Origin of the sequence: Adhaeribacter rhizoryzae, assembly GCF_008629685.1 — a bacterium.
GTDB lineage: Bacteria > Bacteroidota > Bacteroidia > Cytophagales > Hymenobacteraceae > Adhaeribacter > Adhaeribacter rhizoryzae.
Map to the genome: position 1 here is coordinate 51,583 of NZ_VWSF01000020.1, position 17,619 is coordinate 69,201.

The window sequence follows — 17,619 nt, forward strand, 5'->3', positions numbered from 1 at the left end:
GGTTAAGGCACGTAAGTTATTGCGGTCAGTTGAGCTTGTCGAAATAGCTAATTCTACCTTTTCCATAACTGTATTAGATCCTTCGACAGGCTCAGGATGACCAATAATGTACACTTAGGCGCAGGTTCCGTTTTATAATAGTATCAGTTACCTTATTCTTAATTTCTAGCGGGTAAAGTAATTGATTTGAATTTTACGGTAAGTTCGGTTAAAGAAGCTTCTACTCCCATGCGTTCGAGTGAAGAAGCGCCCACAAAACCATGCGCACTGGTTTTACTTAATATTTCGCGCACGTCATCGGGAGTATTAACCGGGCCGCCGTGCGTCAGAAAGAAAGTATTGGGGTTTACTTCTGCGGCAGCGTCAATAATTTTTTGGGTACGTTCCACGGCATCATCCATGGTACAGGTAGCCTCTACCACCCCAATAGAACCGCCCACGGTAGTACCCACGTGCGCAATAATGGCATCCGCGCCAGCCTCGGCCATTTGCCGGGCTTCTTCAGGTTTGGCTACGTACACAATCGAGAATAAATCCATTTTAGAAGCAAGTTGCACCATTTCTACTTCCTTTATAAAGCCCATGCCGGTCTCCTCTAGTACCTGACGAAAGTGCCCATCCACAATGGAGTGCGTTGGAAAATTATTGATGCCGGAAAAGCCCATTTCTTTTACTTTTAGTAAATGGTGCCACATGCGGCGGCGGGGGTCAGAGCCGTGTACGCCGCAAATAACCGGAACTTCTTCTACTACGGGCAGTACTTCAAACTCGCCAATTTCCATAGCCACGGCATTGGCATCGCCGTATGCCATTAAGCCGGCAGTAGAGCCGTGGCCGGCCATCCGGAAACGACCGGAGTTGTAAATAATAATTAAATCGGCGCCGCCTTTCTCAATAAATTTAGCGCTAATGCCAGTTCCGGCGCCAGCTGCAATAATGGCTTTTTGCTGGTTTAAAGTTGCTTGTAAACGGTCTCTTACTTCTTGGCGGGTGTAAGGGTTTCCCTTACCGGTCCATGGGTTTGGCATAATATTATATTAGCTTGTAGTTTTAATTACCTGTTTAAATTTAAGTATTGATGTTACTTAGCAATGTGTAATACTAACTTTGGTATTTTGAACTCACACCTGTCATTCAGGAGGAAACTATTTAGTAAGTAGCCAACAAGTTTCCTCCTGAATGACAAATGTGAGTTTCTTAAACTATCTAATAAAAACTTTTTGCGTAATCTCAGTTATACATGCTTTCTGTTAATTTATTAATTTGGTAGCTACTGAATTTTTCTCCAGTATTTCCAGCAGTTCTTTTACCAATATTTCTGCAAATTTATCTTCATTAATATGGGCATCTACCTCCAGCACTTTAATGGGTTCCTGGGCGTGCTCTTTTATAGAATTAAATAAAGCTTCGTTGGCTTCTGGTGCATAAAATAAGCCGTCGGCGGCATCTAACTGCGAAATTCCTTTTAAGGGTAAAACAACGGTAACTTTATTAGTAGATTTATTTAGTTTTTGTACCAGCATTTCGCCCAATAGGCTGTTTTCCTCGGCATTGGTTCGCATCAGGGTTACATCGGGTGCCCAGCTATACAATTTTCGGGTTTGGTAATGCGCCGGTACGGTATCTGGCTGGGCAAAATTTACCATATCTAAACAGCCCGGCACCACTACTTGCGGAATACCCATATCGGCGGCAGCGGTTAACCGCTCCGGACCCGCACTTAAAATTCCGCCGCACAACTCATCGGCCAGTTCGGTAGTAGTTATATCCAGCACCGCTTTAAAATAATTTTCCCGGATTAAAGCTTCTAGGGTGCGGCCGCCCACTCCGGTGGCATGAAAAGAGAAAACCTCGTAGCCTTGCTCTTTTAACAAAGCACTGCAGCGGTCTACGCATGGTGTGGTATTGCCAAACATGCTAATGGCTATGGCCCCGCCGGCGGTGCTGCGCGACGGAACAGGTACCCTGGCCATGGCACTAACAGCTGCCGCCGCCTGGCTAATTAATAACTGGCTCATACTGTTTAAGCCGGCCAAATCTACCACCGAGGGCATTAAAGTAATATCTTTAATACCTATTTGTTGCGATAAATCTTTAGTTGCTAGTGTGGTTAAACAAAGTTTTGGAATGCCCAACGGAATTGCCTGCATGGCCGAAAGCACAATGTAAGTGCCGCCGCCGCCGCCCATACCAATAATGGCTTTAATATTGCCGGTTTGCCTTAAAGTTGCTACAATGTGGGCAGCGCCTTTACCCATCACCTCCACGGCAAAACCCCGATCCTTCTTTTCGCGCAATTCGGTAATGGTGGTGCCGGCACCCAGTGCCACCTGTTCTGCTTCATAATCAACCGGAAATAAATTGGTGGTACCCATTACGCCGGTGTTTAGGGTAATAACCTGTTCGCCCTGCGCCAGCAAGCACTCGCGGAGGTAAGCAAAAACTTCGCCTTTGGTGTCGAAGCAGCCCAGCATTAAAATATATTGGTCCGTAGCAGCCATATTATTCCTGTTTCCTAAAATTTGCCGATTTCAAACTTATGAATTTTTGTTCTTTTAATTTGGTAAGTTGTCCGGTTCACCTGGTTCGCCAGCCGGTACTTAAATGAATTGAGGCGTATAGTTAATGGTATTTTCTCAAAAACGAAAACATCCGTCTGAAAATAGGTAACCTAATCAGAACTCAGGAAAATGTTTTTCTCCTGACGAATAACGCCGTTTTAAAGCCGATTAAAGCTGAATAAATTTATAATAGATGCGGTAAGTTCAGTTGCATGCGAATAATTATTTGCCCGGAAAATTATTGCTGAAAAAAGACGCTGAAAAAAAATATTTGCTGCCGTTGACCTTATAAATAGAAAATACTTTTATTATTGCTGAAAATTATCTTGGCAATTCCAGTAAACTGCCGCAAAATCTTTGCTTCTCAAAACGCCCTTTTAACAATTCTGGTCAGAAGCAAAGCCGAAATAATTTATCCAAATTAACCCCGGGCCGCTTCTAAGGCCTGCCCAATACCGAAATATATTACCGCACACTTATTTCATATAACTTAAGAATATTTCGTATGATCCATCTCTCACCACGCCACTTTTGTTTGTTACTAGTTTTTTGCCTCTACAATTATGTTTTCGCCTATGGTCAGGTACCGGTAAATACCACCAGGTTTAATAAGAAAAGCGGCGTGCAGGTGCTGCAGCAAAATAATACCCTGCAAGTATCCTGGCCAACTGGTAACGGTGATAAAGGTAGCTTAATGCTTAATCTGCAGCCGGATGCCCCGGTTTTTCAGAAAATTCAGGTACAGCAACAAGGGCAGGTAAAAGAAATAGCCGCCGAAGTAGACCCGGTGTTTTTGCTAACAGTAGGTAAAAGAGACCTGGTAAAGCAAAACGGCTGGAATATATTTTTTGATAATACGGCTTATTTGCCGTACCAAACTTTTCCGGTTAAGCTAACCAAAAAAAACGTGCAAGTAGTTTCGGATGGCAGCCAAACCAATATTATTATTGGTCAGGCCACCGCCGGCAATTTTACGGGTAACCTGGAAATTACTTTGTATAATGGCAGCCCCTTGTTAAATATTGCCGCCGTGCTGGCTACCGAAGCAGATTCTACGGCTATTATTTACGATGCGGGTTTGGTAAGTAAAAATAAAACCTGGGAAAAAGTTTTCTGGGCCGATGCCAAAACCACCAACGTGCAGAGCGCTTTGGCCGCAAACCAGGCCGCGCAGGATTTAGCTGTTAAGTACCGCACCATTATTGGGCAGGGAAAAGCCGGTAGTTTAGCTGTTTTTCCGGCACCGCATCAGTATTTTTATCCTTTAGATAATGTCTATAATTTAAAATACGTCTGGCACGGTACCGGTTACCGGGATTTAGTAGATGGCTACGGACTGGGCATCCGGCACGATTTATTAGGCGACCGGCGGTGGGTACCATGGTTTAATGCGCCGCCTAAAACGCAGCAGCGGTTAAATTTCTTTTGTTTATTAAGTACCCAAAAAGACGGAAAAGTGCTGGAAGATGTGAAGAAATTCACCAACGGCGATGCTTACCAAGCGGTTGATGGGCATTATACCCTGGCCGCACATTTTCACCAGGAGCACGTTGATGATGTATTAACCCATAAACCTTTACCGGAACTTCCGGGCTTTGTGCAGGCGCTGCGTAATACCGGGGTAAATATTGTAGCTACCGGCGAGTTTCACCTGGCAGGAAATCCCAAAGATTTAGGCCCCAGACGGTTAACCGAGTTTAAAAAGTTGTTTGACGAATGCGCGCGCTTATCGAACGGTAATTTTTTGCTGTTGCCCGGAGAAGAAGCCAACGTGTATTACGGCGGCCACTGGATGAATTTTTTTCCCAAGCCGGTTTACTGGATTCAGTCACGGCAACCAAACCAGCCTTTTGTAGAGCCGCACCCGGAGTACGGAAAAGTTTACCGGGTAGGCAGTAAAGCCGATATGCTTCAGTTACTAGAAGCCGAAAAAGGTATAGCCTGGACCGCTCACGCCCGTACCAAAGGCTCGGTAGGGTTTCCGGATAAATACATGACCGAAAACTTTTATAAGAACCAGACTTTCTTTGGTGCAGCCTGGAAAAATTTGCCCGCCGATTTATCGCAGCCCCGATTGGGCAAGCGCGCCCTGGATGTGCTGGACGATATGGCCAATGCTGGCGATAAAAAATACCTCTTAGGCGAAGCCGATTTATTTAAAATTGAGCCGGATTACGAACTGTACGGCCATATGAACATTAATTACCTGCAACTAGACAAAATGCCGGAGTTTAAAGATGGCTGGCAGCCGGTGTTAGATGCCCTGCAAAAAGGTAAATTTTTTGTCTCGACGGGGGAGGTGTTGTTGCCGGCTTTTACCGTAAATAACCAAAAAAGCGGCGAAACCGCTCAATTACCAAGCAATGGCAAAGCCACCATTTCCTTAACCGCCAACTGGACCTTCCCGCTTAATTTTGCCGAAATAATTTCCGGCGACGGCAAACAGGTTTACCGCCAAACCATTAACCTAAAAGATACCCAAGCTTTTGGCAGTAAGCAGTTTAATTTTTCGGCCGATTTAAAAAACCGGAAATGGGTGCGGCTGGAAGTTTGGGATACCGCGGCCAATGGCGCTTTTACCCAACCGGTTTGGCTGGAGTAATATTTTAAATATTTGCGGTTAAGAAAGGCTTTTTCACTTTATGCAAAATCCTTCATGTTGCAAGAACCTCCTGATTATTTAAGTCAGAAGATTCTTGCAACATGAAGGTATTGAATATGTTAAGCTTTTTTTAAACGCCTCCCTATATTTTAAGGGAACCGCCCTTAAATAATTTAATTCAATATTTGAATTTGCCCGAATTGCCCTTCTGCATAAGCTAAATAGCATAAAGTTATAAGTTTAATCATCTTAACTACAGTCCTTGGCAACACTCTGCCAAAATCAGTAAAAAAGGTACCTGCCCAATATAATTAAATCAAATAAAGGCTTTTTTAAAACTGAGCAGGATTGCCATTTATTATTCTGAGTATTTATTGTTAAAATAACAATATTGGTGTTCACATGCTAAATTTAACAATGACTTGCTTTAATACTAATTGGCTAATTATTGATATACGTTGCCAGTAAATTTGAACAGTTGTTTTAAACTTAGTAAGTTATTTTAGGATTTTACACCTATCTATTAAATATTTATGTCATATATTTAAGATTATATTGCTTTTAATAATTATAATAATATCAACTTTATACAGACAATTTGTAAGTATAACACATTTTTAATTTGTTTAATTTATAAATATAAGATACTTATATTGAATATTATCTTTTTTGATAATTAATATTTAAGATTCCTTTCTGAAAAATATTTCATCTAATATTTTGCTTTTCCGAAAAAATCAAACTTATTTTAGACAACCGGTTGCGCAACTAACACAACCGGTTGTGTTAAAAAATACAACCGGTTGCGCTTTTCTTTCAGATATATAGCCCTAACTCGTGGAGGTAAGGCTACTCATTTTGCTTGCCTTAAAATTTTATTATCAACCTAAACGCTTGTTGCTTATGTAAATATAAGCCTAGTACAAAATTTCCACCATCTAAAAATTAACTTAAAATCTACAACCATGATCAACAATTTACCGAGAAAAGTGCTCCCTGCCCCGGGTAATCCTAAGGGGAAACCGATTTATTTGTTGCTCTTGCTCACAGCGCTGTTGTGTATAACTAACAGTCAGCTATTTGCCCAGGAACGGAATTTAAAGGGTAAAGTAATCGGAGAAAAAGACGATGTTTTGCCGGGTGTTACCGTGTTAATTAAAGGCACCACCAACGGTACTGCCACCGATGCTAACGGTAATTTTACTTTATCGGCCCCGGCCGAAGGCGGAATATTGGTGGTATCTTTTGTGGGTTATATTACCCAGGAAGTACCCATTGGTAACCGCACCGTGGTTAACGTTTCGTTAGCGCCGGATGCCAAAGCCCTGCAGGAAGTAGTGGTTGTGGGCTACGGGACCCAAACCAAAGAATCTATTACGGGTGCCGTCTCGGCCGTAACTAGTAAGGACCTGGATCGGGTACATGCATCTACTGTTAGTGCCGCCTTAGCCGGTAAGATACCTGGCGTATCCTTCCGGATGCCGGATGGCCGCCCAGGTGCCAGTGCCAATATTAATATCCGGAATATGGGAAACCCTTTATATGTTATTGACGGGATACAGCAGGATGCCGGTCAGTTCAATAATTTAGCCCCAAACGATATAGAAAGTATCACAATATTAAAAGATGCTTCAGCGGCCGTGTATGGTTCCAGAGGTGCTAACGGGGTAGTTGTGGTTACCACTAAAAGAGGTGCTGCCGGAAGTAATAACTTAAACATTGCGGCCTATACCGGTTGGCAAAATTGGGCGCGGTTTCCCGAGACTGTTAATGCTTACGAGTGGATGGCTGGCCGCGCAGATGCTGAAATGAACCAACTAGGAAGAACGAGTATTACGCAAGCCGAGCTGGACAAATGGCGAGCCGGTACCGAAAAAGGTTATCAGAGTTTCGACTGGTATGATTTTATTATTAAACCTAATGCACCCTTAACCTCTCTTAATGCCAATGCTACCGGCGGTACCGATAGAATAAATTATTACTTATCTGTAACCAGGCTAGATCAGCAATCAGTGTTAGGCCGGGAGTTTACCTTTGACCGAACTAACATCCAATCTAACGTGGATGCTAAAATATCAGATCGTATTAAGGTAGGGGTTCAGATTAATGGCCGGATTGAAAACCGGGAGAACCCTGGTGTGCCAGGAGGTGATGATTATTGGGCGCCGCGATTTGCGCTGTTCCGAAATCGACCTACGGAGCGGCCCTATGCTAATGACAATCCGGCTTATGTAAACGATATAGGCCACAACGATACCAACTGGGGTATATTAAATAAAACCATATCAGGATACTTGGCAGATACCTGGCGCGTACTGCAAACTAATTTTAACGCCGAATACCAGTTACCCATTAAAGGGCTCTCGGTTAAAGGCTTGTACTCTTATTATTTGGCAGACCGTGTAAGGGATGTCCACGAATATACCTACGATGCTTATACGTACAATGAGGCAACACAAGAATATGTAAGAACCGGCGGGAGCACCAACCCCTATCGGCAAAGGATTAATGAAAAGGTTTTTAATACTACTGTTCAAGGACAATTAAATTACAACAATACTTTTGGTAAACACACCATTGGCGGTACATTGGTGGCCGAAAGATTAACCCGCCGGAACCTTTTTACGGAGGCACGTCCTGTTCCTAAAACCAACGTCCTTCCGATAATTCAGTTTGCGGACCTTACTGTTTATGACGATAGAATTAATGAAGAGGCCCGTATAGGCTATATTGCGCGGGTAAACTATAATTTTGCCGATAAATATTATTTTGAATTTGCCGGCCGGAGAGATGCTTCCTGGAGATTTTCTCCCGAACAAAGATGGGGTAATTTCCCTTCCGTTTCTGCGGGATGGCGCATTACCGAAGAAAGCTTTTTCAAATCGTTGGGCTTAACTGCTTTAACCGACCTGAAACTTCGTGGATCATACGGTGTATTAGGCGATGATGATATCGGAAATGGTTTCACTCCTTTCGAGCATATTGTGGGCTACACTTACCCGTCAGGCGTAAACGTTCTCAACGGAGTCATAACTCCCGGTGCCCAGCAGAACCGTGCGGTACCAACTACCAATATTTCATGGTTTACCAGTCATATTACTGATATTGGCTTGGATTATGGCTTTTTCAACGGCCGGTTATCAGGTGCAGTAGATTATTTCTACCGGAAACGTTCCGGCTTGTTTCAGACCCGTTATGATGTTTTGGTGCCAAGCGAATTAGGCTATACATTACCGGCTGAAAATTTACGGAGTGATGCCCAAATGGGCGGTGAAGTATCTTTGTCCTACAGCGGTAACATAAACAACGTTGAATTTGGGATAGGTGGTAATGTTGGCTATTCAAGGAGTCGTGATTTAAAACGGTATAAGCCCAGATATGCTAACTCTTGGGATAATTACCGGAACACAAATGAATCTGAAGATAGATGGAACGGTATTTTCTGGGGATACCAGGTTGCCGGCCAATTTGAGTCTCAGGAGCAAATAAATAATTACCCAGTAAACATTGACGGACAAGGTAACCGAACTTTATTACCTGGCGATTTGATCTATAAGGATTTGAATGAAGACGGCAAAATTGACGGCTATGATGAAAGACCAATAGGCTTTCCGAGAGACCGGAACCCAATGTTAAACTTTGGTTTAAACTTCTCTGCTGCTTATAAAGGATTTGATGTTAAAGCCGATTTCTCCGGCGGTGCTGGCTATTCCTTCTTAGCAGAGAACGAACTGAGAAATCCTTATCAGAATACCGGAAATTTACTCAAAGCAATCTATGAAGACAGATGGCACAGGGAAGATCCACTCAATATGGATAGCCCTTGGATAGCGGGTAAATATCCGGCCTTGCGATTCAACGACGGGGGGCATAGTAATAATAACCGCCAATCTGATTTTTGGCTGATTAATGCCAAATACCTGAGGGCCAGAACAATGGAAATTGGCTACACCGTACCGGAAGCGTTATTAACCAGAGTAAAAGTAAAAAGAGCCCGCGTTTATATAAATGCTTACAACCTGTTCTCAATTGATAATGTAGCCCATCTGGGGGTAGATCCGGAGGTTATGGATACCAATGGTCTGCAGTATCCACAGAATAAATTTGTAAACCTGGGGGTAAACCTTTCTTTATAAAAGTCAAAATGAAAAAATATATTTATATATTCTTAACTGGGCTATTGGTTAGTAGCTCCAGTTGTAACGATGAGGAATTTTTGAATAAAAAGCCAACCAATATTCTTCTGGATGAAGATGTTTGGACCAGCCCAAACTTGGTATTATCGGTATTAAGTAATCTTTACATGCGTTTCCCAGATTTTCAATCTATTGAAGGATGGGCTAACTATACGGAGTTTGATGAAGCTTTTGCTTCAAATGCTGGCGATTACGGGCGCCACCGCAACACGGATTATGGCTATGGAAACTGGGGTTTGTGGGATTATGGCTACATCCGGGAAATAAACTTGTTTATTCAGAAATGCACAGCGGCTACAGCACTTAATTCAACTGTTAGAGACCGGTTTTTGGCGGAAGCTCGTTTTATTCGGGCCGGCATTTATTTCGAACACGTAAAAAGAATGGGCGGCGTTCCTTTAATTACCGAGCCTTTAACTTATGATTTAAGTGGGGATCCCTCTTATCTGCGTCATCCTCGGGCCAAAGAACACGAAGTTTATGATTTTGTCATTAAAGAGTTAGAAGAAATTAAAGCAACCCTTCCTAATGAGCTTGGTAGCAAATCCAGGGCTACAAAAGGCGCGGCCTTAGCTATGCAAGCCAGAGCTGCTTTATATGCTGCCTCCATTGCTAAATACGGCGCTTCTACGCCCGAGGTATCCTTGCCAGGAGGTCAAGTAGGTATTCCGGCTAATATGGCTATTGGTTATTACCAAACGGCATTAAAAGCTGCGCAGGAAGTAATGACGCTCGGCTACGGTTTATATATGAATAAACCTGATTTGGGCGAAAACTTTGCCAGTATATTCTACGAAAAAGCAAATAATCCGGAAGCTATTTGGGTAGAAGATTTTGCGTTAGCAGGTGGCAGACCTCATGGGTTTACGATAGAGAACCAACCCCGTTATCAGGCAGAAGAGCAGCAAGGAGGCCGGATAAATCCTACGTTGAATCTGGTGCAAGAATTCGAAAAACTGGATAATACCTTTGCGCCTTTGCCTATAAACGATGCCAGTGGCAATCCGATTCTTTATAGTAACCCAACCGATTTATTTGCGGGTCGCGATGCGCGGTTGTGGGGTACGGTTATTTTGCCTGGTACACAATTTAAAAATAAAGAGGTAGATATATGGGCTGGCTACATGCGCCCTAACGGCAGCATTATAACTTCTAATAATATAGGTGGGCGAGCGGATGTAAATGGCGATGGGGTTACTGAGCAGGTGGTTGGTTTTAGCGGCCCGATAGATGGTTTGGAGTGGACAGCTCAAACTGGTTTCTACATTAGGAAATACTTGGACCCGGACCCAGGATCCGGTACAATTGGTACCCGCAGCGATGTTTGGTGGATACGCTATCGTTATGCTGAAGTATTACTTAATGCGGCCGAAGCTGCATTTGAATTGGGTCAGCCAGATGTAGCGGCCAATTATATGAATCAGGTACGGGCAAGAGCCGGGCTAACTAAACCCTTAACAACTGCTGATATTACTTTTGATCGTATAGTACACGAAAGAAAAGTGGAATTAGCCTTTGAGGGACATCAGCTATTTGATATGAAACGCTGGCGATTAGCCCACGTGGTTTGGAATGGCTCCAGAATGACTGTTGCTGATCTTAATGCTAACATAGGGAAGGCCGAAAAGGCAAGTACAATGCCGTTTGGTGTTTGGCCTTATAGATATTTAACCAACCCGGCTGATCCAACTAAATATGATTGGGTATTCAGAGTAGTTATTCCTAACCCGGCAACCAACCCAGATAGGTTCCGGTTGGGCAATTACTATTCACAAATTAGCGATGCTATCATTAGTAATAATCCACTGCTAGTAAGACAACCTAATCAGTAAGTTAAATTTCAAAGAAAAATTATAATATGAAAAATAAGATTTTTGTACTGATTTGTTTTGTCTTAGGCATTGGTTGTGCCTCCTGCGACACAGACAACTACGAGGCACCCCAGTCTAAACTAGAAGGTAGAATTGTTTATAATGGCGAACCTATACACCTTGGCTACAACGAAGTAAATATGCAGCTATGGGAACCGGGGTGGCAATTAAGGGCCCCTATTGATGTAGCCGTTGACCAGGACGGTTCATATTCTGCCGTGCTCTTTAACGCCACTTATAAATTAAATATTCGATCGGCCCAAGGGCCTTTCCGCTCTATCCAAAATTCCACTACCCAGTCCGATACCATTATGGTTGATTTAAAAGGAAACCAGGTACTGGATATTGAGGTGATGCCCTATTATATGATCCGGAATACGCAAATTGCCAGTTCTGCCCGCGACATAACCGCTAATTTTAAGCTCGAAAGAATTATTACCGATGCGAATGCAAAGAACGTAGAACGAGTGTCTTTGTACATTAATAAAACTACGTTTGTAGACCGCGGTAATAATATTGCTTCCAAAGACTTAAGCGGCGCTAATATTATTGATTTAAATAGTATTAACTTAAGTGCAACTGTACCGGCCATTACCCCGGCCCAAAATTATGTTTTTGCCCGGGTGGGGGTAAAAATTGCCGGGGTAGAAGATATGCTGTATTCCGCTATTCAGAAGATTCAACTTTAAGCTAATTTTTTAATAAAGCTGGCTGGTATATTTTACCAGTCAGCTTTATTTTTTCCTCAAAAAGTAATAATCGTTTTGGTATAAATTCCGTTTTCTCTTTATGGAATTCACTATTAAATAAAATATTACTTAGTTCCCCACCTAAGCTTTGGAGGGGTTAGGAGTGGTTGTTTTGCTTAGCTTAATTTCCGGCAGGTGCAGTCGCCTTCATTATTAGTTTTCTAATTTGGGAATCAGTTTAATCCAAAGGTCCGAGGTGTTTTTATCAAAAAAATAATTGTTGTTTTGATAATTGTAAGTATATTGGAAGTTAGAAGCTGCGCAAATATAGACTTACCGGAGGCTGTTTAAGTAAGAGCAATTTGATTAACTATTTAGCTAGCAGCAATACCAATGTTAAATTAATACTAGTATTCCTAAGCGTGCACGGGAATAGCAAGAGAGACTAATGCAAATAAAGCAAACCACAATTATAGATATTGCTAAAGAATTAAATGTTTCTAAGTCAACCGTTTCCAGGGCCTTAAACGATCATGCCTCTATTGGCGAAGCCACCAAAAAAGCCGTCCGGGATTTAGCCAAGAAATATAATTATCACCCCAATAATATTGCTTCCAGTTTATCTAAGCGCTCTACCAAAACCATTGGGGTTATTGTGCCGCTGCTTTCCCATTATTATTTTTCTACGGTAATTGCCGGCATCGAAGAACTGGCCTACAAAGCCGGTTATAAAGTTATTATTTGCCAATCGGCAGAGTCGTACGAGCGCGAAGTGATTGCCTCGCAAACCTTACTATCGAGCAAGGTAGATGGTTTGCTCGTTTCAATTTCGAGCGAGACCAAAAACTCCGATCATTTTAAAGCTTTTCAGGAAAGAAATATTCCGGTAATCTTTTTCGACCGCGTATGCCCTGATATGGAAGCCAGCAGTGTAATTATTGATGATTACACCGGCGCTTTTAAAGCCGTAGAACATCTGATTCTGCAAGGCCGTCGCCAGATTGCCCATTTAGCCGGTCCGCCTTTGTTAAAAATATCCCAGAACCGCGTTAACGGCTATAAAGCAGCCTTGGCCAAATACAATATACCTTTTCAGGAAGAACTGCTAATTACCTGCGATACCGGTTTGGAAAGAGAAAATGCGATTGCTGCTACCCAGCAGTTATTAGATACAGGTATATTGCCCGATGCCGTTTTTGCCTTTTGCGATCCCTTGGCCATTGGGGCTATGATGGCCCTAAAAAAAAATAATCTTAAAATTCCGGAGCAGGTAGCGGTAGTAGGTTTTTGCAATGAACCCATGGCTACCGTAGTAGAGCCGGCCTTATCTACTTTGGTGCAACCAGCTTTCCAAATCGGAGAAGCGGCTGCCCAATTGTGCTTAAATCAAATTAAAAGCAATGTTATTACTGTAGAGAGCAAAGTTTTTTCTACCGATTTAATTGTTCGCGATTCCAGCCAAAAAAAGTAAAGCAGAAATTTGCATTAAAAGGATTTCCTTTCTAATATTACGCAACCGGTTGCACGAAATGATTTTAGCTATTTTTTGCACCTCTTTTTACAAGTTAGAAGTTTAAATTATTATTTGATAATTAAGAGGGTACACATTTTCTGAGGTTAATATTAATAATTTCTGAATACCACCTTTTTGATTTAGCATTAGTTACCTGATTTGGAATTAAGCAGCCGTGTTTGTACCCAGGTTTTAATATTCTCAAGGCGTTATAGTTGCTTAACTGATAATTAAAAATAATATAATAGTGGCTTTATGCAAACCAAAACCAACTCCGCCTAATATTTTTTAATTTTATTATTGGGTGTATGCAGAGTTAAAGCTTGGTTGGCGCGGTTTGTCTGCTATATTATTTAATCAAAAGTATATTTTGATTAATATCAAATATTAAGAAATAAACTGCTTAAAGCTTTCTGTAAATACGAGGTACCTTTAAAATATCTACCACTTATATAACAGGCAGCAGCGCTTTTGTTGCTGCTTTTTAAACCGCCCCAAACTTAAATTTATGATGAGGAAAACTTTATTATTGCTTCTTCTGCTTAGTTCTATTTTTTATGGGTGTACCAATAAAGCCAGCAAAAGCGGCGGCGGTGTTTCCCAGCAAAAATCAGATGGAACCAAGGGCAGAAGAGCTGAAATCTTATTTTTAGGCCACACCAGCAAACACCACGATTCCGGTAAATATGCCCCCTGGCTCGCTACTTCTTTGTTTAACAGTGGCATTAATATTACTTACACCGTAAACCTGCAGGATTTAAACACTGAAAATCTGGCTAAGTACGATGGGTTAATTATTTATGCCAACCACGACAATTTAGCACCGGACCAGGAAAAAGCTTTGCAGGCATTTGTGGAAGGTGGTAAAGGTTTAATTCCGTTACATTCGGCTTCCGGCTGTTTCAAAAATTCCGACTGGTACATACAAACCATTGGTGGTCAGTTTAAATCGCACGGAACCGGTAAGTTTACTGCCACTATTGCAAAGAAATATCATCCGGTAACCGAAGGGTTAAACCAGTTCTCTACCTGGGATGAAACCTACGTGCACCAGAATTTGAATAAAGACATGACCGTGCTGATGGAACGGACGGAGGGCAATACCACCGAACCGTATACCTGGGTTCGGAACCTGGGCAAAGGCCGCGTATTCTATACCGCTTACGGCCACAACGACAGCACCTGGACCAATCCCGGATTTTTGAATCTGGTAAAAAACGGGGTAATGTGGGCCGTAGGCAAAGACGTGCAAGCGCAAATTGCCCGGTTAAACTTGCCCGCAGTAGATATTTACAAAGCAGCCAACATTAATATTTCTAATTTCACCAAACGCTACGAAGTGCCCAGCATACAGCCGGCACTCACCCCCGAACAATCGCAGAAATTAATACAAGTTCCCGTTAATTTTGAATTAAAGCTTTTTGCCGCCGAGCCGGATATTATTAACCCTATTTCGATGGCTTGGGATGAACGTGGCCGTTTATGGGTAGTAGAATCTGTAGATTATCCGAACACTTTTAAAGAAACCGACGGTGTAGCCAACGACCGCATTAAAATTTGTGAAGATACGGACGGTGATGGCAAAGCCGATAAGTTCACGGTTTTTGCCGATAAACTAAATATTCCGACCAGTTTGGTTTTTTCTAACGGGGGGGTAATTGTTTCGATGGCACCGAACTTTGTTTTCATGAAAGATACCAACGGCGACGATAAGGCCGATGTGTTCCAGAATATTATGAGTGGCTGGGGCAAAAACGATACCCACGCCGGCCCTTCTAACTTACAATACGGCTTCGACAATAAAATATGGGGTGTAGTAGGCTACGCTGGTTTTAACAGCACCGTAGACGGAAAAGCTTACCGGTTTGGCAACGGCGTTTACAAATTTAACCCCGATGGCAAAGGCTTTGAGTTTTTAGGTAATACCAGCAACAATACCTGGGGCTTAGGTTTTTCCGAAGATAATAACGTGTTTATTTCCACCGCCAATAATACCCATAGTGCTTACTACGGCATGCCCGCCCGTTTGGCGCAACGTAGCTTACCTGCCTTGCCGGCTTTAACCGCGCAAAATACCACAGGGGGTAATCGGCCAGCTTCGCAGAACTCGGTGCAGCCAGTACAAAAACTGGATGGCCACTACGAGGTACACGCCATGACGCCGAACTTACGGCAGGTAGACGTACTGGGTGGTTTTACGGCCGCCGCCGGGCACCATTTGTATACTGCCCGTAACTTCCCGAAAGAATATTGGAACCGCATTGCCTTTGTAACCGAACCCACCGTAAGACTTACTCATAATGCCATCATTGAACCCGACGGCGCCGGCTTTACCGAAAAAGATGGCTGGAATTTATTGGCCAGTTCGGATGAATGGTTCGGGCCGGTACACGCCGAAGTTGGTCCGGATGGGGCCGTTTGGGTCGCCGATTGGTACAACTTTATTATTCAGCACAACGATTTTGTGGAAGGCCAGGCTCCCGCCCGTTTGGTACTGCCGAACACGCCGCAACCGCAAAAAAGAGGGCAGGGGAATGCCATGGTTAGCGAATTGCGCGATACCAACCACGGCCGCATTTACCGGGTAGTCTACAAAAAAGCCAAACCGGTTGCCCCTATAAAGTTATCAGTTAACGATGTGCCCGGTTTGTTGGCCGCCCTCGAAAACGATAATATGTTCTGGCGCATGCATGCCCAACGTTTGTTAGTTGAAAGCAAAAACAAAGCGGCTTTGCCAGGATTGTACAAAATAATAGCCAACCAACGGGTAGATGAAATTGGCCTCAATAGCCCGGCGGTACATGCCCTCTGGACTTTACACGGCATGGGTGCTTTAGATGGCTCAAACGCCGAAGCCTTACAAGTAGTAAGCCAGGCTTTGTCGCATCCGGCCGCCGGCGTTAGAAAAGCCGCCGTAGAAGTTATACCAACGAACGCGCAGGGAGAAGCAGCAATTTTGGGCAGTACTATTTTAAAAGATAAAAACCTGAATACCCGTAAAGCAGCTTTCCTGGCTTTAACAAACTTCCCGGCTTCGGAGCAACTGGGCAAACAAATTTACGAGGCCAGCCTGGTGCCGGAAAATGCCCAGGACGATTGGCTGACCAAAGCTTTGCTGGCCGCGGCCATTACGCACGAAACAGGTTTTCTGGCTGTAGCGGATAAAAACAAATCGGCCGCTACTGCTGCTGCATCTAACTTAACCAGTCGCATCGTAGAAGCCGTAAGCAACGAAGTGTACACTTTACCCCGCCGCGGTACCCTGCAGTTTCCGCCCGATGTAGCCGGCAAAGAAATAACTGTAAAAGGCACTATTAGTAAAGGCAACCGCGATTTAGAAGGCGTAATTGTAGCTCAGGGTGGCCAGGAAGCCGGTTATGGCTTGTTCATCCAAAATAAAAAGCTGCAAATGGTGGTAAAACAGAATGGTAAAACCTATAAAGCTACTACCACGCAGCCTTTACCCGAAAAATTTGATTTCGTGAGCCGTTTGGCCAATAATGGTACCATGACGATTACGATAAACGACCAGCAAGTAGCCCAAGGCAAAGCCGCCGGTTTGTTTTCACAATCATTAAATCAGCCCTTACGAGCCGGCGAAGATCTAGAAAACGAAAACCGGATGGGTGAATACGAAGGGGCCTTCCGATTTGCCGGTAATTTGCAAAATGCTACAGTTGCGCTAACCAGAACAACGCGTTCTGCTAATAATCAAACTGCCAAAACAACTTCCGCCAAAGCATCTAAAAATGCCACCAAAACAGCCGAACCCATTACCATAAATATTAAAGTGGTAGAGCATGTGATGCAGTTTGATAAAAAGTTAATTAATATTAAAGCGGGCCAGAAAGTAACTTTAAACCTGGATAACCCCGATGGCATGCAGCACAATTTGGTTATTATTAAACCTGGTACTTTGCAAAAAGTAGGCAATGCTGCCGATGCTTTGGCCCGCGACCCAAATGGCGCCTCTAAAGATTATGTACCGCAAATATCAGAAGTATTGTGGGCTACCAAATTATTAAACCCGGAAGAAAGCTTTACGCTGGAATTTACCGCACCCACGCAACCCGGTGACTATATTTTTGTGTGTACTTTCCCCGGTCACTGGCGTGGTATGAATGGAATTTTGAGAGTTACTAAATAAATTCAGGCGCTTAGTTAACGCCAAATAAATCCAGGTTTGG

8 protein-coding genes are annotated in these 17,619 nt (G+C 43.1%); 6 read left to right on the forward strand and 2 right to left on the reverse strand.

The features are described 5' to 3' along the window. Nucleotides 1-158: 158 nt before the first annotated feature. Nucleotides 159-1,028, reverse strand: a complete 870-nt coding sequence (locus tag F0145_RS20220; RefSeq protein WP_150091338.1) for a phosphoenolpyruvate hydrolase family protein — start codon at nt 1,026-1,028, stop codon at nt 159-161. 222 nt (nt 1,029-1,250) lie between these two features. Beyond that, nucleotides 1,251-2,501, reverse strand: a complete 1,251-nt coding sequence (locus tag F0145_RS20225) for a Tm-1-like ATP-binding domain-containing protein (protein ID WP_150091340.1) — start codon at nt 2,499-2,501, stop codon at nt 1,251-1,253. Between the two features lie 565 nt (nt 2,502-3,066). Between F0145_RS20225 and F0145_RS20230 the strand changes: the two genes are divergently transcribed. From F0145_RS20230 to F0145_RS20255, 6 genes are all read left to right on the forward strand, one after another. Then, on the forward strand, nt 3,067-5,163 hold the full coding sequence (locus tag F0145_RS20230; protein WP_223816171.1) for a hypothetical protein: 2,097 nt from the start codon (nt 3,067-3,069) through the stop codon (nt 5,161-5,163). Nucleotides 5,164-6,128: 965 nt separating this feature from the next. Continuing rightward, nucleotides 6,129-9,299, forward strand: coding sequence for a SusC/RagA family TonB-linked outer membrane protein (locus F0145_RS20235; RefSeq protein ID WP_150091342.1), 3,171 nt, complete (start codon nt 6,129-6,131; stop codon nt 9,297-9,299). An 8-nt stretch (nt 9,300-9,307) separates the two neighbouring features. Then, complete coding sequence (locus F0145_RS20240) at nt 9,308-11,191, forward strand: RagB/SusD family nutrient uptake outer membrane protein (RefSeq protein ID WP_150091344.1); 1,884 nt, start codon at nt 9,308-9,310, stop codon at nt 11,189-11,191. 26 nt (nt 11,192-11,217) lie between these two features. After that, the gene (locus F0145_RS20245) at nt 11,218-11,919 is read left to right on the forward strand and encodes a DUF3823 domain-containing protein (RefSeq protein ID WP_150091346.1); all 702 of its coding nucleotides are present in this window, start codon (nt 11,218-11,220) and stop codon (nt 11,917-11,919) included. Between the two features lie 448 nt (nt 11,920-12,367). Then, entirely contained in the window at nt 12,368-13,390 is a 1,023-nt protein-coding gene (locus tag F0145_RS20250; protein WP_150091348.1) for a LacI family DNA-binding transcriptional regulator, read from the forward strand. A gap of 553 nt (nt 13,391-13,943) precedes the next feature. Beyond that, nucleotides 13,944-17,579, forward strand: coding sequence for a PVC-type heme-binding CxxCH protein (locus F0145_RS20255; protein WP_150091408.1), 3,636 nt, complete (start codon nt 13,944-13,946; stop codon nt 17,577-17,579). The last annotated feature ends 40 nt before the right edge of the window (nt 17,580-17,619 follow it).